The organism is Aquabacterium sp. CECT 9606 (assembly GCF_918741295.1).
Taxonomy (GTDB): Bacteria; Pseudomonadota; Gammaproteobacteria; order Burkholderiales; family Burkholderiaceae_C; genus Aquabacterium.
The window spans coordinates 40,683-63,149 of record NZ_CAKKNB010000002.1 but is presented as its reverse complement, the minus strand read 5'-3'; the positions used below and the strand labels follow the sequence as shown (position 1 = coordinate 63,149).

17 protein-coding genes are annotated in these 22,467 nt (G+C 62.6%); 13 read left to right on the top strand and 4 right to left on the bottom strand.

Annotation, left to right across the window (positions count from 1 at the left end; genetic code table 11):
* Positions 1 to 37 precede the first annotated feature (37 nt).
* The 3 genes from minC to minE are packed head-to-tail and all read left to right on the top strand — an operon-like array spanning position 38 to position 1,909.
* Entirely contained in the window at positions 38 to 808 is a 771-nt protein-coding gene (gene minC / locus LQ232_RS08075; RefSeq protein ID WP_230179809.1) for a septum site-determining protein MinC, read from the top strand.
* Positions 809 to 828: 20 nt separating this feature from the next.
* Positions 829 to 1,644, top strand: coding sequence for a septum site-determining protein MinD (gene minD / locus LQ232_RS08070; protein ID WP_230179808.1), 816 nt, complete (start codon positions 829 to 831; stop codon positions 1,642 to 1,644).
* 4 nt (positions 1,645 to 1,648) lie between these two features.
* The gene (gene minE, locus LQ232_RS08065) at positions 1,649 to 1,909 is read left to right on the top strand and encodes a cell division topological specificity factor MinE (protein WP_230179807.1); all 261 of its coding nucleotides are present in this window, start codon (positions 1,649 to 1,651) and stop codon (positions 1,907 to 1,909) included.
* A gap of 18 nt (positions 1,910 to 1,927) precedes the next feature.
* Here the strand turns inward: minE and LQ232_RS08060 are convergent, their stop codons facing one another.
* Positions 1,928 to 4,633: a bifunctional acetate--CoA ligase family protein/GNAT family N-acetyltransferase gene (locus LQ232_RS08060; RefSeq protein ID WP_230180689.1), complete on the bottom strand. Its 2,706-nt coding sequence runs from the start codon at positions 4,631 to 4,633 to the stop codon at positions 1,928 to 1,930.
* Between the two features lie 160 nt (positions 4,634 to 4,793).
* Positions 4,794 to 6,014: an alanine transaminase gene (alaC, locus tag LQ232_RS08055; protein WP_230179806.1), complete on the bottom strand. Its 1,221-nt coding sequence runs from the start codon at positions 6,012 to 6,014 to the stop codon at positions 4,794 to 4,796.
* 168 nt (positions 6,015 to 6,182) lie between these two features.
* On the opposite strand from alaC, the gene LQ232_RS08050 reads away from it, so the two are divergent.
* From LQ232_RS08050 to LQ232_RS08040, 3 genes are all read left to right on the top strand, one after another.
* Positions 6,183 to 7,175 (top strand): LirA/MavJ family T4SS effector, encoded by a 993-nt coding sequence (locus LQ232_RS08050; protein WP_230179805.1) that lies wholly within the window; start codon positions 6,183 to 6,185, stop codon positions 7,173 to 7,175.
* 80 nt (positions 7,176 to 7,255) lie between these two features.
* Positions 7,256 to 7,672: a MarR family winged helix-turn-helix transcriptional regulator gene (locus LQ232_RS08045; protein WP_230179804.1), complete on the top strand. Its 417-nt coding sequence runs from the start codon at positions 7,256 to 7,258 to the stop codon at positions 7,670 to 7,672.
* Between the two features lie 64 nt (positions 7,673 to 7,736).
* A complete protein-coding gene (locus tag LQ232_RS08040) occupies positions 7,737 to 8,135 on the top strand; it encodes a 4-oxalocrotonate tautomerase family protein (RefSeq protein WP_230179803.1) in 399 nt (132 codons plus the stop codon).
* 16 nt (positions 8,136 to 8,151) lie between these two features.
* Here the strand turns inward: LQ232_RS08040 and LQ232_RS08035 are convergent, their stop codons facing one another.
* Both LQ232_RS08035 and LQ232_RS08030 read right to left on the bottom strand, forming a co-directional pair.
* A complete protein-coding gene (locus tag LQ232_RS08035) occupies positions 8,152 to 9,807 on the bottom strand; it encodes an autotransporter outer membrane beta-barrel domain-containing protein (RefSeq protein WP_230179802.1) in 1,656 nt (551 codons plus the stop codon).
* A gap of 262 nt (positions 9,808 to 10,069) precedes the next feature.
* Complete coding sequence (locus LQ232_RS08030; protein ID WP_230179801.1) at positions 10,070 to 11,134, bottom strand: lipid A deacylase LpxR family protein; 1,065 nt, start codon at positions 11,132 to 11,134, stop codon at positions 10,070 to 10,072.
* Positions 11,135 to 11,420: 286 nt separating this feature from the next.
* Between LQ232_RS08030 and LQ232_RS08025 the strand changes: the two genes are divergently transcribed.
* From LQ232_RS08025 to LQ232_RS07990, 7 genes are all read left to right on the top strand, one after another.
* Positions 11,421 to 12,827: an alpha/beta hydrolase domain-containing protein gene (locus LQ232_RS08025; protein WP_230179800.1), complete on the top strand. Its 1,407-nt coding sequence runs from the start codon at positions 11,421 to 11,423 to the stop codon at positions 12,825 to 12,827.
* A 124-nt stretch (positions 12,828 to 12,951) separates the two neighbouring features.
* Complete coding sequence (locus tag LQ232_RS08020; protein ID WP_230179799.1) at positions 12,952 to 15,972, top strand: type VI secretion system Vgr family protein; 3,021 nt, start codon at positions 12,952 to 12,954, stop codon at positions 15,970 to 15,972.
* 22 nt (positions 15,973 to 15,994) lie between these two features.
* On the top strand, positions 15,995 to 16,915 hold the full coding sequence (locus LQ232_RS08015) for a DUF4123 domain-containing protein (protein ID WP_230179798.1): 921 nt from the start codon (positions 15,995 to 15,997) through the stop codon (positions 16,913 to 16,915).
* Between the two features lie 15 nt (positions 16,916 to 16,930).
* Positions 16,931 to 17,407 carry a DUF3304 domain-containing protein gene (locus tag LQ232_RS08010; RefSeq protein ID WP_230179797.1) on the top strand — a complete coding sequence of 159 codons (477 nt, stop codon included), beginning with the start codon at positions 16,931 to 16,933 and terminating at the stop codon, positions 17,405 to 17,407.
* Complete coding sequence (locus LQ232_RS08005) at positions 17,407 to 19,650, top strand: DUF2235 domain-containing protein (RefSeq protein ID WP_230179796.1); 2,244 nt, start codon at positions 17,407 to 17,409, stop codon at positions 19,648 to 19,650. Before LQ232_RS08010 ends, LQ232_RS08005 begins: the two co-directional genes overlap by 1 nt.
* A gap of 151 nt (positions 19,651 to 19,801) precedes the next feature.
* A complete protein-coding gene (locus tag LQ232_RS23590; protein ID WP_305878620.1) occupies positions 19,802 to 21,901 on the top strand; it encodes a bifunctional diguanylate cyclase/phosphodiesterase in 2,100 nt (699 codons plus the stop codon).
* A 91-nt stretch (positions 21,902 to 21,992) separates the two neighbouring features.
* Positions 21,993 to 22,454: a VOC family protein gene (locus LQ232_RS07990; RefSeq protein WP_230179795.1), complete on the top strand. Its 462-nt coding sequence runs from the start codon at positions 21,993 to 21,995 to the stop codon at positions 22,452 to 22,454.
* Positions 22,455 to 22,467 lie beyond the last annotated feature (13 nt).

Genomic DNA, 22,467 nt, shown 5'->3' with positions numbered 1-22,467 from the left:
CCGGTAAACTGTATCCCTTTCGAGGTCTCGCTGCCCCATGGCTGTTGTCTCCAAAGGGAACACCCCGCTCATCGTCGATCTGAAAAGTGCCACGCTGACCTTGGTCGCGGTGGTGCTGAAAACCACCGACCTGGCGGCCTTGGCCGCTGAGCTGGGCGAGCGCTTTGGTGCGTCGGCGGACTTTTTCAACCAGGACCCGGTGGTCATCGACCTGACGCCCGTCCAGGGTGATGACAAGGCCATCCCTTTCAACCACCTGATCGCCTTGCTGCGTGAGCACAGCATGGTGCCGGTGGCCGTCAAGGGTGGCAGCCCCGCGCAAATGGCCGCGGCTCAAGCGGTAGGCCTGTTCGAGGCGCCCGATGGCCCCTCGGCCAAAGTGCCGGTGCGCGTTGAAACCGTGGTGCAGGAGGTCATCCGCGAGGTCGAGGTGATCCGCGAAGTGCCTGTGCAGGTGCCCGGCCCCGCCGTGCCCACCATGGTGATCCACAAGCCCTTGCGCTCCGGCCAGCAGGTTTATGCCAAGGGCGGTGACCTGGTGGTGCTGGCGGCCGTCAACAACGGCGCCGAGGTCATCGCCGATGGCCACATCCACGTTTACGCACCGCTGCGCGGCAAGGCCATCGCCGGTGCGCGCGGCAACCTTGATGCCCGCATTTTCACCACCTGCCTGGAGCCCGAACTGGTCTCCATCGCAGGCACTTACCGCACCTCTGAAACGCCCCTTTCACCCGATGTTCTGGGCAAGCCCGCCCAGATCCGCCTTGAAGGCGACAAGCTGGTGATGGAAGCGATCAAACTCAATTAACTTAGAAGGACTCGATACCGATGGCCAAAATCATCGTGGTGACCTCCGGCAAGGGAGGGGTGGGCAAAACCACCACCAGCGCCAGCTTTTCGTCAGGTCTCGCCCTTCGTGGCCACAAGACCGTGGTGATCGACTTCGACGTCGGCCTGCGCAACCTCGACCTCATCATGGGATGCGAGCGGCGCGTGGTCTATGACCTGATCAACGTCATCAACGGCGAAGCCAACCTGAACCAGGCGCTGATCAAGGACAAGCAGTGCGACAACCTGTTCGTGCTGCCCGCCTCGCAAACGCGTGACAAGGACGCGCTGTCCAAGGAAGGCGTCGAGAAGGTCCTGAACGACCTGGCGGCGATGGACTTCGAATACATCATCTGCGACTCGCCCGCGGGCATCGAGACCGGCGCCCTGCTGGCCATGCATTTCGCCGACGAAGCGCTGGTGGTGACCAACCCCGAAGTTTCATCCGTGCGCGACTCCGACCGCATCCTGGGCATGCTGGCCTCCAAGACCAAGCGCGCCATCGAGGGGCAAACGCCCATCAAGGAGCACCTGCTGATCACCCGCTACAACCCCGCCCGGGTTGAAGAGGGCCAGATGCTGTCGCTGCAAGACATCCAGGAGATCCTGCGCATCCCCCTGATCGGCGTCATCCCCGAATCCGAATCGGTGCTCACTGCCTCGAACCAGGGCCTGCCCGCGATCCACCTGGCCGAGTCGGACGTGTCCGAGGCCTACAAGGATGTGATCTCGCGCTTCCTGGGCGAAGACAAACCCATGCGCTTCACCGAGGCCGTCAAGCCTGGGTTCTTCAAGCGCATGTTCGGGGGGAGGTAAGCAGATGTCCTTCCTGTCCTTCTTCCTCGGTGAAAAGAAAAAAACCGCCACGGTGGCCAAGGAACGCCTGCAGATCATCCTGGCGCACGAGCGCAATGGTCGGCATGGCAACCCTGACTACCTGCCGGCCCTGCAGCGTGAACTGGTGGCGGTGATCACCAAGTACATCGCCATCAACCCGGACGACATCAAGGTGAGCCTGGAGCGCCAGGACAACCTCGATGTGCTGGAAGTGAAGATCGAGCTGCCTGACGGCGGACGTTGAGCGTGGGCGGCGCGGCGCTCACAGGCTCCGCGTCACCAGCTTGAAGTCGGGGTCTTCGGGGAACGGCTTGACGGCAAAGCCCAGGCCCTTCATGCGCTTGAGCATGCCGCGGTTGTGCGCCAGCACCAGCCCGATGATCTCTGACAGGCCCTTCTCGCGGGCCACCTCCATGATGCTTTCCATCAAGCGCGAACCCACGCCTTTGCCGGCGTAGTCGTCGGCCACCAGCAGCGAGAACTCGCAGCTGCTCTGGTCGGGGTTGGTGATGTAGCGCGAGACGCCGATGATGCGTTCGGTCTGGACGGGCTCGCCGTCGTCGCCCACATGGCGCTCCTTGAGCACGGCCACCAGGGCCATCTCGCGGTCATAGTCGATGAGGGTGAAGCGCGCCAGCATGGAGGGCGGCAACTCGGTCAAGGCCGATGCAAAGCGGAAGTAGCGGCTCTCGGACGACAGCCCTTGGACCAAGGTCTGCAGCATCTGCGCATCGTCCGTGTGAACGGGCCGCACGGTGAACTCGCCCCCGCCCCCCAAGGGCCACACCTGCTCGTGTCGCGAGGGGTAGGGCAGGATGGCCAGGTGGCTGTAGTGGCCGCTGGGCCGGCCCGGGTGGCCGCCCAGCACCGGCGGCGCGCTGTCGACCACGATGCGGGCGTCCACCGCCACGGCACCCGACTCGTCCACGATGATGGGGTTGATGTCCATCTCGCGCAGCTGGGGCAACTCGCACACCATCTCGGACACGCGCAGCAGCACTTGCTCCAGCGCTTCCCGGTCCACGGCGCTGGCGCCGCGCCACTCGGCCAGGGCTTCGGCGATGCGAGATCGGTCGATCAGCCGGCGGGCCAGGAACTGGTTGAGCGGCGGCAACTCCATGGCACGGTCGTTGATCAGCTCGATCATGGTGCCGCCCGCGCCAAAGACGATCACGGGGCCAAAGGGGTCGTCGGTGACCAGGCCGATGTTGATCTCGCGGCCGCGCCGGTGGCGGGCCATCTTCTGCACCGTCACGCCGTTGATGCGCGCCTGGGGCCTCAGCCGCCGGACCCGGTCGAGCATGTCCTCGTAGGCGTCCCGGGCGCTGGCGCCCGTCTTGATGTCGAGCACCACGCCCTGCACGTCGGACTTGTGGCTGATGTCGGGCGAGTCGATCTTGAGCGCCACCGGAAAGCCCAATTGCATGGCGATCATCATGGCCTCGTTGGCATGGCGCGCCAGGACGGTCTGTGTCACCGGAATGTGGAAGGCAGACAGCAGGGTCTTGGACTCCATCTCCGTCAGCACCTTGCGGCGCTCGGCCAGCACGTTTTCGATGACCAGGCGCGCGGCGTCGATGTCCGGCTTGGCCAGCGCGCTCAAGGGCGGGGGGGTCTGCTGAAGCAGCAATTGGTTTTCAGCGAAGCTGGCGATGTTGCCAAACGCCCCCACGGCCGCCTCGGGGGTGCGGAAGGTCGGGATGGCCGCGTCCTTGAGCACGGCCCGACCCGCCGCCACCGAGGTGTCGCCCATCCAGCACGACAGCAAGGGCTTGTCCACCGTTCGGTTGGCGTCCACCAGGGCCTGGGCGACTTCGATCGAGTCAACACCCGGCTTGGGCGAGAAAATGGCCAGCACGCCGTCGATCCGCCGGTCCGCGCCGGCCGCGTGGATGGCGGCCTTGAAATGGTCGGCATTCGCCTCTTCGCTCAGGTCCACCAGGTCGGACAAAGACGCCAGTTCGGGCAGCCTGGGCTTGAGCTCGGCGGCGGCCTCGGGCGAGAGCTTGCCCAGCTCCAGCGAAATCTCGTTGATCCAATCGGCCGCCAGCACACCGGGGCCGCCGCCATTGGTGATGACGGCCAGGCGCCGGCCCACCGGCCGGTAGCGGGAGGCCAGGCACTTGGCCGCCGAAAACAGCTGCACGAAGGAGCGCACGCGCACGGCGCCCGCTCGGCGCAGGGCGGCGTCAAACACATCGTCGCTGCCCACGGTGGCCGCGCTGTGCGTTTGGGCCGCTTCGTTGCCTGCGGGCTGGCGACCGGATTTGAGGATCACCACCGGCTTGGCATGGGCCGCCGACCGCAGGGAGCTCATGAAGCGGCGGGCGTTGGTGATGCCTTCCATGTAGACGACGATGCTGCGCGTTTGCGGGTCGAAGGCCAGGAAGTCCAGCACATCGGCGATGTCCACCGCGGTGTGCGAGCCCAGCGACACCACGGAAGAAAACCCCACCGCGTTGTTGCGGGCCCAGTCCAGCATGGACGAGGTCAAGGCCCCCGACTGGGAGACCAGCGCCAGCGATCCGCTGGCCGCGAGCGGCCCGAGCACGCTGGCGTTGAGCTGCGAATGGGGCCGCTGCAGGCCCATGGAATTGGGCCCCAGCAGGTGAACGCCGGCCTGCCGCGCGGCTTTCTTGAAGGCGTCCGCCTGCTCGGCGCCGATGCCGCTGGTCATCAGCAGGGCCGAGCGGCACGCCATGCGACCGGCCAACTCGATGGCTGCGGCGACGTCGGGTGCGGGCAAGGCGATCACGGCGAGATCGGCCCGGGACTGCACCAGATCGGCCAGCGTGCCACTGCTGGTGTGGATGTTCAGCAGCCGCAAGGCGCCGCTGTAGTGCTGCGCGGCCAGGGCCTGGTGCAGCGCCCGGGCTTGGGGCGTCAGGCTGGCGGGATCGTCGGCCTGACCGGCGAACACCGCGACCGATTGCGGGGCGAAGAGAGGTGAAAGGTAGTGCTTGTCCATGGCCTCAGGCGATGCCATGGACATGGGTGAGGTGGGCTGCAAGCAAATTCATCTCCTGCGGCTGGGCGCCATCCGATGCAGCATAAGGCGTGAACGGAGACGAGTACAGTGCGCTTTCGCACCAATGCGCAAAGGATATGCGGGGGGTCAAAGCGCCGCCTTAAGCCGGCGCTTTGAGCGGCTTCACCCCATCCGCCTTGAACATCGCCTTGATGCCCCGCACCGCCTGGCGGATCCGCGCTTCGTTCTCGATCAAGGCGAAGCGCACATGATCATCACCATGGTCGCCAAATCCGATGCCGGGTGACACACACACCTTGGCCTTCTCCATCAGCTGCCTGGCGAACTCCAGCGAGCCCAGCGCACGGTAGTGCTCGGGGATGCGCGCCCAGATGTACATCGAGGCTTTGGGGCATTCAACGTCCCAGCCGGCTTCGGTCAGGCCCTTGAACAGCACATCGCGCCGGCTCTGGTACTGCGCGCAGATGTCTTTCACGCACTGCTGATCGCCTTCCAGCGCGGCAATGGCCGCCACCTGCAAGGGCGTGAAGGTGCCGTAGTCGTGGTAGCTCTTGATGCGCGCCAGGGCGGCCACCAGATCGGGGTTGCCGACCATGAAGCCCACACGCCAGCCGGCCATGTTGTAGCTCTTGCTGAGCGTGAAGAACTCGACCGCGATGTCCTTGGCGCCGGGCACCTGCATGATCGACGGCGCCTTCCAGCCATCGAACACGATGTCGGCATAAGCCAGGTCGTGCACCACGAAGATGTCGTGCTTGCGCGCCAAGGCAATCACGCGCTCGAAGAAGTCCAGCTCCACGCACTGCGCCGTGGGGTTTGATGGAAAGCCCAGCACCATCATCTTGGGCTTGGGGTAGCTGCCGCGGATGGCCTTTTCAAGCTCGGCAAAAAAATCCACGCCCGGCACGATCGGCACGGAGCGGATGTCCGCCCCCGCGATCACCGCGCCATAGATGTGGATGGGGTACGAAGGATCAGGCACCAGCACCGTGTCGCCCCGGTCCAGCGTGGCCAGCATCAGGTGCGCCAGCCCTTCTTTCGAGCCGATGGTGACGATGGCCTCCTTGTCCGGGTCGATGTCAACGGCATACCGGTCCTTGTACCAATGCGAGATCGCACGCCGCAAGCGCGGGATGCCTTTCGACGCCGAATAGCCGTGTGTGTCGGGCCGCTGGGCCACTTCGGTGAGCTTGGCGACGATGTGCGGTGGCGTGGCCCCATCGGGGTTGCCCATGCTCATGTCGATGATGTCTTCGCCACGGCGGCGCGCGGCCAGCTTCAGTTCGGCCGTGATGTTGAAGACGTAGGGGGGAAGGCGATCAATGCGCGCAAAGCGGCGCTTGCCTGGAGAAGCAGACATGGGGATGACTTTCACGTGAGCGCCCGGAACCGTCCGAGCGACGTGGCCACACGATGGGGTGCGGCCCGGAGGAATGGTAACCGAAGCGCGGTTATCTGTTGATCGATCCTGGTCGGCTCAGTATTCTGGCGTGCTACACATGACCCACTTTGCCCAAGGGAGCTGAACATGGCCTCGAAAGAAAACGTGCGCAAGCATTTACTGGAGGAGTTTGCGGGCATCGCCGCGGTGGATGGGGATTTCCTCGATGCGTGCGCCACGATCGGTGCATTGCTGTCCGGCGGGCTTGAGCGAGGCCCCATCGACAAGGCCCTTGGCGTGCTTGAGAAGTTGATGTTCGAGGTGATCGACGAGCGCCTCAAACCCGATCTCAAGCAACAACTGGAAAGCGGCCAGCGCCAGGCCACCATGGGAAACGCGGCCAAGGGTGGTGCCTTCAACCACAAAGGCGATTTGACCCGACAAGACATCGCCAAGCAGGTGAAGACGCAGACCATCTCTGGTGAGGATCCGTTCAGCAAGGTGCTGGTCACGGCGTTGGAACGGTTCGAGAAGAACCTGAACTACCCGGTCAACAAGGACCAGTTCTTTCACCCGCGCTATGTGGGGTTTGTGAAGCCGAAGACCTTCCTGGACAACATCGCTCAGGGAGCCCACTGGAAGGACGTGGGGGCTTCGCCCGACCATGGCGAGTTCACCCATCGCATCCAATGGTTTGTCATTGCGGCATCGGGCGTCTTGCCCACCCACAAGGTCAGCGCCATCTACCGCGAGGTGGGGCAATGCAAGCTCAGCGCCCCGAACAAGGATCGCTTCAAGCAAGGGGCGCTGTGGGCGCGCCTGTGTGACCGGCCCATGAATCTGCAGAGCTTGGGTGAAGGCCAGATTGGGGTGGCGGAGTCCAATGACGACTACCGTTGCCCCGAGCATTTCAATGCCTACCTGAGGTCGGCCCAGCAGGCCTATCCTTTGTTGTCGAGTTTCTTGAAAGCCCGGCACGAGAAGCGCAGCATGGTGGTCGACAGCAACAACTTCCCCAGCCAGCCGATCATGAAGGACTACTGCGCCAAAAAGAAATACAAGGTCAAAAAATACAATGACCTGAACGAACTGGCCAGGAAGGACATCGACGAGATCGTGAAATCCGCTGTGCTGGCGTGACACCGGGCAAGGCGGTATTCACACCAGAAACGCCTGCGAAACTAGTTGCATTGCTAATTAATGGGGGTTATCCTTGTGCCATGTTCGATCACTGCCTGTACTTCAACACCACCGCCTTGGCGCGCCAGCTGGAGCGCGAGTGGGCGCTGGCCTTCAGGCCTTTCGACTTGACGCCCCCCCAGGCCTTCATGCTCCGGGCCGTGATCGAGCAGCCGGGCATGTTGCAACACCAGTTGGCCGATTTGCTGGACATTGCCCGGCCGACGGCCACCCGGGCACTCGATGGCTTGCAGGCCAAGCAGCTGGTGGAACGCCGCAGCGTGAAAGCCGATGGCCGCGAGCAGTCCATCCACCCTACGCCCGAGGCCGTGGCCATGAAGAAGGCTCTGAACCAGGCCAGCGCGGCCGTCACGACCAGGTTGAAAAAGCTGCTGGGCCCCGACAGCTTTTCCAGCACGGTCGACAGCGTCAAGGGTGTCCGCGCCGCCCTCCAGTAAGCACCGCTCTTCCCACATGTCTCACACCCAGATAGTTGCATAGCTAATCACATAGGAGAACACCATGCCAATCCTCAATGTCAAGGTCAGCGCCAACCGGTCTCCGGAGTTGTCCAGGCAGATTGCCAGCCTGCTGCTCGACCTCACCAGCCGCATCCTCGGCAAGAAACGCGAACTCACGTCCATCGCCATCGACTACGTCCATCCAGAAGACTGGATCGTTGGTGGCAAAACGCTGCACGAACAAGGCAAGCACAGCGTCTACTTTGACATCAAGATCACCGACGAGACCAACACCAAGGCCGAGAAGGCGGCTTACATCGCCGAGGCCTTCGCGGGTTTCGCGGCGCTGTTGGGTGATCTTCACGAAGAAAGCTACATCCACGTGGAGGATGTGCGCGCCGCGGCTTATGGCTATGGCGGCAGGACGCAGGAGTACCGTTACCAGCACCCTGCGTCTTGATGAGCGCGCTGGACGGCTAGAAGCGCCACAGCCCCACGATCTGGCCGGACGCCGAACCGTAATGCGGCGCGCGTTCGCCATCCAGCTGCAGGCTGAGCGAGAAGGTCTTGGACTTTTCGTAGACCAAAGAGCCGCCGATGTTGAGCGTGTTGCGCGCCAGCTTTTGGCCAGGCGTCAGGAAGGTGGCGCCCCCACCCGTGAAAGTGGATGTGGTGTCGACCCCGCTATTCTTGAACTCGTGCCGCCAGAACGCGTGAACCGAGGGCTTCAAGACCGCGCCACCACTCAAGTCGAACTTTGACGCCAACTTGCCGCCCAGCACGCTGCGGACCCGCGTGGCGGATTGCTCGTTCACCACCATCGACAGCGGGCCGGCGCCGGTTTCCGTGTAGCCGTCCTGCCGGAAGTGGTTCACCTCCAAGCCCACCGAGGGCGTGAGGGTGACCTTGTCGTTGGCGGCCCAGGGCATGCCTGCAGTCACCCGGGTGGCCCACTGGTCCCCATTGAAGCTGCTCTGGGCAATGCCTGAAATGGTGGTGTTGCGCACGCTGTCGAACTCTTGCCGGGCATACGCCAGCATCCCTTCGAGGTACCACTTGCCGTAGTCACGCGTGAAGTAGCCGGTCAACTGGTAGGTCTTGATGTCGCTGCCATCGCCAGCGAAGCTGTCGCGCAGTCCGACGTCCGTGTCGGCGAAGGTGAAGGCGGCGCCCAGAACCCAATTGTTGTTGACCAGGGTGTCCGTGCCCACCGACAAGCCGTAGGTGTTGGCCTTGTAGCCGGCGTAGCCCCCGTTGGCACCTTGCCGGGCTTCGCTGCCGAAAAGCTTGCCCCATACACCATGGGTCAGCGGGGTGTCGTCCGACACCAGGCCCGCACCGGAATCGGTTGAGGCGAGCATGAGCTTGCCGCTCAGGTAATCGTCCATCAAGGAGGGCGTGAAGCCACTGGTGCGGACGGCGTCCAGGCGCATCTGCACCGTGTCCAGCGCCCCGTTGACTGTCTGCGCCGAGGCCAGGCTCAAGGCGCGGTTGGTCTGTGGTGCGATGTGCTGGAGGGCCACGGCTTGCTGGTCCGGCGACAAGGCGGCCAGCGCCGCGAGTGTCGTGCCCAATTCGCCGGTGGCCGAGCCCACCAGACTGTCCAGTACCTGCGCGGCGCCACTGCTTCGGGTATTGGCATTGGGACTGAACAGGCCGCCGCCCAGGTCCGAAGATGTGAGGGTCACGGAACTGGACAGAATGACGTCGTCCGTGGGGCGCCAGGTTGACGAAGGATTGGTGATGGGTTGGTAAGTGAAGGTGTAGGTGTCGGGGGTCAAGCCCGTGAAGGTTGCCCCCTGCCAATTAACGATGTCATCGGTGGGGGTGCCTACCAGGACCGTGCCGTTGGAGTAAAAGTTGGTGGTCCCGTCGATGAGCCCCGCCGGCTTGGTGCCGACCAATAAAGTGAAAGGCACGGTGGACGAGTAACCCCCCGTGCCAGTCACCAACAGGCTGCCTTCGGTGGCGCTCACGCCACTGTGGTAGGTGCCGTACCAGAATGTGACCGCGCCAGGGCCAGCGTTTTCGTAGCCGACTGAAGTGGTGTGGGCCTGGGCGCCAGCGGAAAGCAGACCGCCAAGCACCAAGGCTGCCGAAGCCCCGGCAGAGCAAGCATGGTTGGTTTTCATGTGAGCAAGGCAGCGGTGAGCTGCAATCAGGTACTGCGTTGATGGGAACTACAAATAGTGCCAACGACAACTTCCCTGTGTGCTCCAATGCGGCCGATCATGGCGCGTGCTTGGTGCTCGCAGACTTGTTTTTTAGGGCAAGCCCACGGGCAAGTCAATCCAGTTATAAAGCCCGTGAGGACGGCGAGTGTTTGCCGCACCACAGTTCGCTGGGACTGAAAAGCGTGCTTACGGGCTGCAACTCATCGCAGTTCCTCTCGCCTCAAAGGTCGTGCGAGTAGCTCAGCACGCCCCAGCTTTGGTAACGGTCCCGGTTGGGACCGGCGCCACGCACCTCGAACTCGGGCGTGCGCCTTTTCCAGGCCACGCCCAGCTTGTGCTGACCCTGCTCGCCCAGAGGCACCACGAACCCCACGGTGGAGGTGCCCACCAGGCGTTCGGGATCGATCTCCGAATGGCCTTTGTAGGTGCGCCCTTCCAGGAACACGTTGTAGGCCACCGCGCTGACCTGCATGTGCGCGTAAAACACGGTGTGGCGCAGGCTGTCCATGAAGGTGCCTCGCGTGGGGTGTGCGCTGAAATCCGGTGTGAAGAACTCGCCCTCGTCCAGCCCCCCTGATTGGAGCCCTCGGCCCTGGCCGCCCGCCGGGCTCCAGGTCACGGCCACGGCGCCACGCAAGAAGGTGTGCACATTGCCTACCGCGCCGCCCCAAGAGGTTTGCAGGCCCACGGGGCTATCGACAAAGTGATAATGCGTGGACAGATAACTGAGCTGAACGCCCAGCCTGGGGCGCAACTGGTTGTCCCAACCCATCGGCTCCTTGGACGAACCCAGGCAGCAATGCGCCGCCTTCTGCGTGCCTTCGGCCAACGAGGCCGGCCCAGTGGGGCCCGCCTTGAAAGCCAGCATCTGGTGCCGGTTGCCATTGAAGTTGGACAAGCCGATGCCGCCATACAACCACCCTGCCCAAGGCCGGTCGTTTGTTTGAGGCTCTGCCACGCCCACTTCGCGAGGCGTGTAGATGTTTTGGCCCAGCACCGTGTTCAAGGTCAGGTTGCAACCATCGCCTTCGCAGTCTTGGGGCACCATCCACCGTCCCCATGACAAGGTGGGCTTGAGCACCTCGGGCTCGCGGCCCTCCTCAAACGCCAGCATCAACTGCAGGCCGTTGGTGTACCAGCGGTCCTTGGCGTTCTTGGTGCCCAGGAGGTCATTCTCCAGAACAAAAGCCCAGCCTTTCAAGTGGGCGCCACCATCATCCGTGCGGCCCTGTTGTGCGCTGGCCGGCATGGTGGCCAAGCCGCTGGCGGCAAGTACCGCGTACATCATCACAAGCCTGGAAGACGGTGCACCAACATGGGAAGGCAATGGCATTGTTTTTTCTTGAAGATTATTTGTAGTGATTATTTTCAATGCGGATGTCCGGTGCCCGTGTAGGCCTTTGACCTCACCGCTTGTCAGAGAAACCGCCATTTCAACCTTGGCGCACCGCTCCCCCTGGTCTAAGGGGGCCTTGAGGGGTTTTACCTGGTTGGGTTGTTATGGACTGGAACTATCTTGACGGCGCGGCCATGATGGCTGCCATGCAATTCAATTCGTTCAAGGAGATCCCATGAAGAGACTCAGCAAGACGACTGCGCGCCTGTGCGGTCTGGCCGCCTGGCTGGCCTGCGCCAGCACATCGAGCCTGGCGGCGGCGCCCCAGGCTTCGGTCACTGCCAACGCCGAAGCGCCGGGCTTCGGGGACCGCCTGGACCCAGTGGCCCAAAGCTATTTCGTGGAGCGTGAGTTCACCATCAACGGCCTGGCCCGCAAGTACAAGGGCACTGGCACCCTGGGCGCCGATGGCAAGTGGGCGGCGAGCGTGGTCTCCAGCGCCAACCCCTACAACACGATCATGATCGTGCGCCGGCCGGCCACCGCGGCCCAGTTCAACGGCGTGGTCATTGTGGAATGGCTCAACGTCAGCACGGGCTATCCGCTGGACGTGGACTGGAGCATGGCCCACGAGGCCATCTTGCGCGAAGGCTATGCCTACGTCGGCGTGAATGTGCAGAAGGTGGGCGTCACGGGCGTGCAAAAGCTCAAGCAGTTCGGCAGCCGCTATGCCGCCATGAGCATCCCTGACGACGACATCTCCTACGACATCCTGTCGCAGACCGCGCAAGCCGTGCGCGACCAGTACGCGGTGCTGCTGGGTGGGTTGCAGCCGCAGAAGATTCTGGCCACCGGGCATTCGCAATCGGCGATGCGTTTGTTGACTTACGCCAACGCCATCCAGCCCTTGGACAATGTGTTTGATGGCCTGCTGATCCACGGCCGCCTGGCCACCGGCGCCAAGCTCGCCTCCGGCGACAACCTGCCGTCCACCGCCGCCATCCGCAGCGACACCCAAGTGCCCGTTTTCTTGCTGCAAACCGAGATGGATGCCGCTTTGGGATCCGGAACGTCCAAGCAGATCGACACCGACAAGATCCGCCAATGGGAAGTGGCCGGCGCCTCGCATGCCGACCAGTACCTGCTGGACAACATCGCCGAGGTCAGCGGCCGCGATGTGGCTTGGGTGCCCCCCACGTGCATCAGCCCTTACAACGCCATGCCCTTCTACGCGACCGAGATCGCGGCCATCCACCACTTGAAGAACTGGATGAGCACCGGCACCGCGCCGCCGACCGCGCCCAAGTTGCAGCGCGACTGGCTGGGGTCCATCAAGAAGGACGCCAACGGCAACGCGCTGGGTGGACTGCGCCTGCCCGAGATCGAGGTGCCGATCGCCAAGTACGGCCACGCCAATTTCACGACCGGCTCGCTGGCCTTTCTGGACTTGTTCGCGTGCGTGGCAGGAGGCAACACCAACGTCTTCAACGCCAGCAAGCTGAAGGCGCTGTATCCCACGCACGAAGACTACGTGACCAAGTACAAGCTGGCGGCGGACGCGGCCCTGCAAAAGGGCTACATCCGCCCGGTGGAGCACGCCCATGGCATGGCGCGGGCGCAGGCGGCCAACGTGCCGCAGTGATGAGCGGGGCGGTGCTTTCAACTCGTTACATCGACACCCCATCAAGGGGGCCTTGCCCGGCCCCATTCAGCCCTGAAAATCTCCCCTGCATTTGCACACATAAAACAATGTCAGGGAACCCTCGATGGGTCTGGATTCTTTCAAGTCTGAGATCAGCCGCGCTTTGGCCGCCGTCATCGGCCAGTGGGGCACCGAGGCCCGCCTTTACACGCTGTCGTCGCCCGGCGGCCCCGAAGGCAGCCTGCCCGCCGACCTGATGGTTGAAAGCTTCGTGCTGCACGAGGCCGTCTCCCAGCCCTTTGCCCTGTACATCAACGCCTTGGTGCTCAACGCCCAGGTTGAGCTCAAGCAGCTGTACGCACGCCCCATCACCCTGCACACCACCTTGGCCGACGGCAGCCGCGCGCGCCGCAGTGGCTACGTTGTCAGCGCTGATGCGCTGGAAGCCGACGGCGGCCTGGCCCGCAAGGGCTTGCTGGTGCAACCGTGGATCGCCCTCTTGGGCCACACGCTCAACAGCCGTGTCTGGCAAGACAAGTCGCTCATCGATATCGTGGAAGACGTGTTCGCCGACCACGCTGCCATCGCCGCCTGGAAGTGGGACGAAGATGTGGCCAACCACGTGGCGCAGGGCCTGTTCGCCCGCAACGGCGGCCAGCGCTCCTACTGCGTGCAATACCGCGAAAGCGACCTCGACTTTGTCAGCCGCCTGTTGGCCGAAGAAGGCCTGTGCTACCGGGTCGAAGAAGACGAAGCCGCCCCAGGTGGTCACACCGTGGTGTTCTTTGCCAACAGTGCCAAGCAGCCGCAAGACCAGGTCAGCGCCAGCAGCACGGGCGGCCAGGGCATCCGATTTCACCGCAGCAGCAGCCAGGAAGCGCAAGACAGCATCCAGGCCATGGCCGCCATCCGCCGTGTTGGCACCACCGCCACCGTGCTGCAAGGCTGGGACTACGTCAGCAACAGCGCCATCACGGCGGACGCCCCCACCCACCACCCATGGGGTGGCGAGCAAGCCACCAGCCTGCAAAGTTGGCTCACCAGCTACGACCCCACGGGCGACTACCTCTTTGGCAACCAGGCCGAAGCCCAGTTCGCCGCCACGCGCCTGCAGGAAGCCCACGAGGCCCGTTTCAAGACCTGGTTGGGCCGGGGCACCGTGCGCACCCTGCGCGCAGGCACCTGGATCGCCGTGACGCAATCCACCCTTGACCCGTTGGCCGCCTTTGGCCTGAGCGCGCAAGACAAGGAGTTCTTCGTGCATGGCGTGGACGCTTATGGCGTCAACAACCTGCCCAAAGAGTTCAGCGAGAAGATCATGGCCAGCCTGGGGCAGGCCGAGCTGCCCCAACTGAACCGGTCTTTGGTCCACGAAGCCCTGATCGACACCCAGCAGCTGCAACGGCAAGCCGCCCAGACCGGCTTTGCCTGTGAGTTCCAGGCCCTGCGCCGAAACGTGCCCTGGCGCGCTGTGCTGCTGGATGGCACAGGCTTGCGCCCTCGTCCGCGTCCCACCGCGCGGGGCATGCAAACGGCCATCGTGGTCGGTCCTGATGGCAGTGCAACGGCCAACGGGGCAGACGAGCTCTACACCGACAAGCTGGGCCGCGTCAAAGTCAAGTTCCATTGGCAAACGAACCCGCACGCGCCCCAAAATGAAGGTCGCCAACACAGCGACCACAGCTGCTGGGTGCGCGTGATGCAGCGCTTCTCGGGTACGGGCATGGGCCACCAGTTCATCCCGCGCATCGGGCACGAAGTGCTGGTGGGCTTTTTGAACAACGACATCGACCGCCCCTATGTGCAAGCCAGCCTGTACAGCGGCCGAGGCGAAGGCGGCGTGCCGCGCACACCGGCCGGGCAAGCTGCCGACAAAGACACCAGCGCCTTTGCCCAATCAACCGACCACAGCCCCAGCGGCCAGATGAACCTGGTGGGCTCAGGCATTGGGGGCAACAGCCCCGCGTGGCACGGTGCGGCGCCCAGCGCGGCCAACGACGGCGCCGAGGGCCAGAACAACGCGGCAGCCCTGAGCGGCGTCAAGAGCAAGGAGTTTGGCGGCCAGGGTTACAACCAGCTTGTGTTTGATGACACGCCGGGACAGCTGCGCACGCAGCTTCACAGCACGCAAGCGCAGACCTGGTTGCAGATGGGCCACCTGCTGCACCAGGCCGACAACCACCGAGGCAGCTTCCGTGGTCTGGGCTTTGAATTGCGCACCGATGCGTGGGGTGGCGTGCGTGCCGTGCGGGGCGTGATGCTGAGCACGTACAAGCTGGCCCATGGCGCAGGCCAGACGGCCGAAGGCGCGGGCGACAACGCGGCAGGCATCGCGCTGGCCAAGCAGATGCAACAACTGGCGCAGACCTTTCACCAGGCAGCCACCACACACCAGACAGTGGGGCTGGCCAGCGCGGCCGGCAGCCGGCAGGCCAACCACAGTGCCTTGAACGAACAACTGGCCCCAGCGGCGGCTTTGACGAAGAGCTTGAGCGGCATGGTCAGCTTCGAACAACTGCCTGAGGCCTTGGCCGATGCGGCGCAACGCTCCACCAGCACAGGCACGGGCAAGGTGCCGCACATGTCCGATCCGAACATCGCCATCGTGGGCAAGGCAGGGGTGGGCGTGACAGCCGGGCAGGATCTGCACTTGAGCAGCGACGACACCACGACCGTGGCCAGTGGGCAGGACACACACTGGGCGGTGGGTGGCCAGGCGCGCATCCACACGGGGCAGGCCGTAGGCATCCTGGCGGGGGCGATTCAACCGGGCGGCGAGGCTGCGGGCAAGGGCTTGACGGTGATCGCGGCGCGGGGGGCAATTGATTTGCAAGCGCAGGCCGGGCCCGCACAGATTGCTTCCAGGGACGTGCTGGAGATCAAGACCGCGCAAGGGGTGGTCAACATCGCGGCAGCCAAGAAGGTGGTGTTGGCGGTGAGTGGCGGGGCCAGCATCACGATCGATGGTGGAAGCTTGACGGTTGAGTGCCCGGGCAAGATCACGGCGCAGGCGGGGATGAAATCGATGGTGGGGGGCGGGACGCAGTCTTGGGCCATGCCAACCTTCCCCAAGAGTGTGTGCGTGGCGTGCATGCTCAAGGCGATGAAGTCGGGCAGTGCCTTTGCGGCACCTGCCGGGGCTTGATTTAGAAAGTCAGGCAAACACCATGTTCTTCGCGGTCAATCCTTGGGCACCCGATGTGATCTCACGCTGTGTGGAAAGCGTGACCTTGACCTTCCCCGGGGAGGCCAGCTTTCCCTTCATCTTGATTGATGGCGCCTTCGACGAAACGTTATTTGATGCGCCACTTTGGCGACACAGCACACGGTATGCCTTGTATGACCAAACCGCATTGGCGGCACTTGGCAAGGTCGGGCTGTGGCTCGTTGCCTTGAAGGGTGACAAAGAGACGGTGGCCGAGTACTTGACCGCTTTGCATGCGCGGGCCAATGGCAAGCCCATGTGGAGTTTGTTGGTCAGCAGCGTGGCTGCGGATACGCTGGTGCAACATCTTCGCCCCTACCTGCTTGCCCGTACCGCTGATGGCCTGGATTGGCCCGTGCGGTGGGGCGATACCCGCGTGCTGCCCAGCTTGCTGGCGGCGCTGACGGATGTTGAGCGCACGCAGTTGATGACGTCCTTGCGTGGATGGCACTACCTTGATCGACAAGGCCAGGTCCAGCTTCTTCAAGGACTTGGTCTCACTGAGGCAGCCTCACCGTGGCGCATTTGGGAGCTGGACGATGAGCGCTTTCACGCTCTGGTTGATGCCGGTGAGGCCGATCACATCCTCAGTCGCATAGACGATGTGCGCCCGGACCTGCTTCGGCACGACACGCCTGCGCGCATCCATCAACAGGTGCAAGCCTGCTTGCAGCAGGCCAATCGCGGTGCTCTGAATGCAGCACCCGATCGGCAAGCGCTGGTGATGTTGGGCCTGGCTTTGGCACCAGGTTCTTTTCAACACCCTGCGTTCCAGCATTTGCTCCAACGCACGCGATCAGGGCATGGCTATGCCGATGAATTGAACGCCTTGCCGGATGAGTTTTGGGAAAGCTGCGCCCGATCGGACGATGCTGCGGCGTGATCAACGGAGACTTACATGCTTATTAAAGCAAACAGGATGATGTGGCTAATCAGTGGTCTTCTGGCGGGATCGTTGGTGGGGTGTGCTTTGGAACCCCAGAACCCTCAGCCAAAGAAATTTTCAGCCTCAGTGGGAGTCGTGAACCACACTGATAAATTTATCTACTCCGCTTCTGTTAACGGTGGGGGTGGCGGTGGAATGGATGAATTTGGCGCAGGCAATGCCAGTATTTGTTGCACCTTAGTCCCAGAACTTTGGCAGCCAGGCCTCATGGTCAAGGTGCGTTGGAACATGCCAGTGGGGAGAAACGATGTTGTCAAAGAAAAGATTGTGGAAGTAGAGAGGTATGACGAGCCGGGCGACATCTACATTCACGTTTTTCCAAATGATCAAATTCGAGTTGTAGTTACCAACTTCGGGGGCGCTAGCACTAAGCACCCTATTCCTGCTCCGGTCAAACCTGCAGGTTGGAAACGTAAGGAAGGTGCTTAATGTCGGAGAATCTGCAATCTCCACCAAAAGCGGCTCCGTACTATCCGAGTGCGCAGGCGCTCAAGTTGCCTGCTAATAGCGATGCGCGCAGCTTCTTGTCATTGGCTGTGGATGACGCCGGAAAACCGTGCAGCATTCCGGTGCAAGTTGGGTTGTTCTTTGATGGAACAAACAATAACTTGGAACGCGACCTCAATGGCAAGCGGATTGCGGTGCCAGTCTCAACCGCTAGGCGCAAGAAATTGGAGGCGCAAGCTAATAAAGCCGAGGGAAAGTTCAATAGTTCTGTCGAGCGATCGCTCCCAAAGCAGAAGTCACCCCTTCCGTTCAATGAAGCGAGCCACAGCAACGTTGCTCGTCTATACCAAGCATTTCCAAATTCAAAGACGGCCGCGGGCCTGCACGGAATTTACATCCAAGGTGTCGGCACTGATTTTCCAGAAATTGGGGAACCTACAGAGAGCGCAGAAGGCAAAGCTTTTGCCAAGGGTGGACAAGCGCGAATCATCTGGGGGCTTTTTCAGGTTCTCAACGCTATCCACATGACGGTGTTTACTCAAGAGCCTCTCTACAAAAAAGCTGTTCTTGGCCAACTCGCCCAAGCCTACGGCCGCGAAATCGGCCGAGTCGCCATTGCACACCAGCGTGACGGTAAACGTGTCACCCACAAGGACTGGTTTGCGCCGCATATAGATAAACTTCAGGCGGCCTTGAAAGCCACCCCCAAACCTGCTATCCCATCAGTCACCGTGTCGGTGTTTGGCTTCTCGCGAGGCGGCGCGGAAGCCGTGGCGTTCTGCCACTTGTTTGACAAGCTTTTGGAAGGAGGATGCTTGGCGGGCATCAAAGCCGAGATCAATTTCCTAGGCGTCTTCGATGTTGTGGCGTCGGTGGGCGGTTCCGCCTCGGTGGCCAAGACCTTGCCTATGCCGGGGGCCATCTTTGACGGGCACTGGTCTTGGGCCAACTACGTGGACAAGCCATTGCCAGGCTGTGTCACCAAGGGGGTGCACCTTATTGCTGCGCATGAAATGCGGATGAACTTTCCAGTGACCCGTCAACGTGGCGGTGGCATGCAGGAGTTTCTCTATCCAGGTTCGCACTCTGATGTTGGTGGAGGCTATGCCCCCAATGAGCAGGGCAAGGCGCGAGGGGGACAAGGCAGTTTGCTGTCGCAGATTCCGCTGGCGCACATGTACCTGGCTGCTCGCAAAGCAGGCGTGCCGCTTTTACCTTTCAGTGAAATGACTGATCGCGCGAAGGTCGACTTCGAAGTCGACGCCAACCTGGCCAGCGCCTGGAAAGCCTATGCCCAAGAACTGGGCGATGGCGGCGGTGTGCTCAAGTCCCACATGAGCCTCTTCTACCGGTGGAAGGCCATGCGCCTCACCAGCCTGGAGAGCACAGCCAGCTTCCAGGCAAGCAGTGAGCAGGACAAGGAAGACCTGTCATCCGCCAACCGGTTGCTGGCTGGTGACTTGGAGCTGCTGCACCACCGCAAATCCACGCATGCGCAGCATCACGACCGTGGTCATTCAAATCAACCGGAGTTCGGCTCCGAATACCGCTACAAGGCCAACCAATGGCAGGTGATCCGTGCCAACTCGCACACCGCGCTTGATGAGTGGGAAACCTTCGCGGTGGGCCACTTTGAAAATCCTGAGCCTTTGCCTGATGACGTGGCCCGTTTTTTTGACGACCACGTTCACGACTCGTTCGCGACGTTCTACATGGCTGGCGAAGTGACCGAGTTTGACAAGCGTAGCCGCGTCGAGAGGGTGATGGACCAGGACCCGTCTGAACTCAAAGGCTTCGACAAGAAAATCCACCAGAAGACCACCCAGGTGCATGAGGCCCAAGCCAAGCAAGCGCGGGGTGAAGAATTGACAGCTGAAGACGCGGCCTTGGTCAAGGAGGCGGAATACGGCACACCCTATCCCGTCATGAAGGATGAAGACGCCAGCGACCTGTTGAGTTGGGGCGAAGAGATGGCGGTTCGCACTCAGTCGGGAACGCGCAGAGAAGGCGGTGGATACTTTGTCCGGCGTGGCTATTACCCGCACAGTGGCTTCTTCATTCGGCGCAGCGAGCACGAGGATGAGCTGCGCCAGGCTCCGCCAAAGCGCGTTCGGAAAGGCGAGGACGAAGACAATGCGTCTGCGGTGTACGAGTGGAGTAACAACCTGATCAAGGACATCGCTCAAGCACGCAAGGAGCAGGAAGAACTTGTTCAGATGGCCTGACGCCACGGTCCACCACCTGTGACTAAAAGCACGCAATCGCCCAGCGTCTCAGCGCATTGCCGCTGCTCGGCCGCAAGCTGATTGAAGTTTGGGTCCAATGGGGCCGATAAGGGATGAAAGCCCTGCCCCCCTTCACAAGGACCACAACGACATGCCAGCCCTCGTTCAGCGGGACGTGCTGACCGCTGCGCCCCCCGGCAGCGACGATTGCCTGCGCGCCGCTCAGCACCTGATGGAGGTGGGTTTCATCCGGTGGAATGCCGCGAGCGATGCCTTGCATGTCTCGCCCGAAGCCCGTGCCATGTTGGGCCATGGCCTGGACGACGAGATGACGGTGGCCCACTTGCTGAGCCTGGTCGGCGCCGCAGATGCGTCCCGCGTCCATGGCCTGTGGTCCGATGCTTTGGCGCAAGGCCACACCACCGTGGACGCCGAGTTCGCGGCCCTGTTGCGCGATGGCTCGGTGCGGCGCTTGCGCGGCGTGGCCTTGCTGGAATACACCCCTGATGGCAGCTTGGCCCAAGGCACCATCGGCTTGCAGGACATGAGCGCGCAACATACCGTGCTGCAGGCGCTGTCCGACAGCGAGGCGCGGCTGGAAGAGATCCAGGAGATCGCCCACTTCGGTTGTTGGGAATGGGATTACACCCGCCAGCAGGCCCGCTTTGCGGCCGAGACCCTGCGCATGCTGCGCCGTCCCATGGACTGGGCGCCCGGCATGCAAGAGTTGATGGAGCTGGTGCCCGAAGACCAGCGCAACTGGGTGGTCGACCTGTACGTGAAAGCTTTCGCGGAGAAGGTCGAGAACTTGCGATACGAGGTGCGCCACGTTGAAGACGACGGCACCCGAGACCTGCACACGGTGGCGCGCATCAGCTACGACGCGCAGGGCCACCCCAAGCGCCTGCTCGCCACCGTTCAAGACATCACCGAGCTGAAGACCTACCGGCGCCAGTTGCACTCCCTGTCCTTCTTCGATCCCTTGACCGAGCTGCCCAACCGCGCCTTGTTCGTGGACCGGCTCAACCAGGCCTTGATCGATGCCTCTTGGCACCACCAGCAGGTGGGCACCTTGCTGTTGGACCTGGACCGCTTCAAGGACATCAATGATTCGCTGGGCCACAGCGCGGGCGATGACCTGCTCAAGCAGGCCGCGCAGCGTTTGCGCCAGGTGCTGCGCGACTACGACACCATCGCCCGCTTGGGTGGTGACGAGTTCGCCGTGGTGCTGCCCGACGTGCGCCATGCCACCGACATGGGCAGCATTGCCAGCAAGGTGATCAGCGCCTTCAAGATGCCGTTCACGGTCAGTGGCCAGGAGGTGTTCGTCACGACCAGCATTGGCGGCGCGCTCTACCCCAGCGATGCGCAAGATGCCAACCAGTTGCTCCAGCATGCTGATGCCGCCCTGTACCACGCCAAGGGCAAGGGCCGCAACAACTTCCAGTTCTATTCCAGCGACCTGACAGCGCAGGCCTCGGCCCGCCTGACGATGGAAAGCGAGCTGCACAAGGCCTTGGAGCGCGACGAGCTGGAGCTCCATTACCAGCCCAAGTTCGACTTGGCTTCGGGCCGCCTGGTGGGTGCCGAGGCCTTGATGCGCTGGAACCACCCCGAGCGTGGCTTGGTGCCGCCCGTGCAGTTCATTCCGCTGGCCGAAGACACCGGCCTGATCGTGCCCATGGGCGCTTGGGCTTTGCGCGCTGCCTGCGTGGCCGCCGCCGATTGGAACCGCCGCAGCAGCGATCCCTTGAAGATCGCCGTGAACCTGTCGGCGCGGCAGTTCGCGGGTGGCGAGTTGGTCAACACCGTGCGCGAAGCCTTGAGCGCTGCCCACTGCCAGCCCCAATGGTTGGAGCTGGAGATCACCGAAAGTCTGCTGCTGGACGGGCGCGACGAAATCCGTGGTGTGCTGGAGGAGCTGTCGCAACTGGGCATCACCATCGCCATCGATGACTTTGGCACCGGTTATTCGGCATTGAGTTACCTGACGCGCTTTCCGGTGCAGATCCTGAAGATCGACCGGGCCTTCATCAAGGAGCTGCCCTCGCACCAGGGCAATGCCGAGCAACTGGTCAAGGCGATCGTGTCGCTGGGCCAGAGCCTGAACATGGCGCTGGTGGCCGAAGGGGTCGAAACGAAAGAGCAGGCCGACTACCTGAGCGGCCTGGGTTGCGAGGTGGTGCAGGGCTTCCTGTTCGGCAAGCCGGTCACGCAGTTGGCCTTTGAACAATGGGTACACGCGTCCTGAGGTCTTGAGCCGCCCGCACTTGGCTTGTGCCTGGATTTGATCAACACTGAAGTGGCGATCGATCACAAAACATCCAGGTCAGGAGCCCCTCATGGACGATCCCTTTCGTCGTGCCACCTTCGCGTCTGCGGTCTATTACAAAGACCCGTTCGCCGCACTGGATTGGCTTGAAAAAGCCTTCGGCTTTGAACGCACCATGGTCATCACCGATGCCGAAGGCCACCTGGGCCATTCGGAGATGCACTTTGGCGATGGCCACGTGATGATCGGCCCGGCCTGGAACGAAACCACCGACAGCCCCTTGGCGCTGGAGGGCAAGAACACGCAGTCGGTGCATGTTCATTTGCAGTCTGGTCTGGACGCCCATTGCGAACGGGCCCGCGCGGCGGGCGCCACCATCGTGCGCGAGCCGGCGGATCAGTTCTATGGCGACCGGGTTTATTCCGCTGCTGACCCGGAAGGGCATGTCTGGACGTTTGGCCAGACCGTGCGCAAAGTCAGCCGCGAAGAGGCCGAGCAGCTCAGCGGTTTGAAAATCGAAGGCTGGGTCTGAAGCGCTTCAAGGC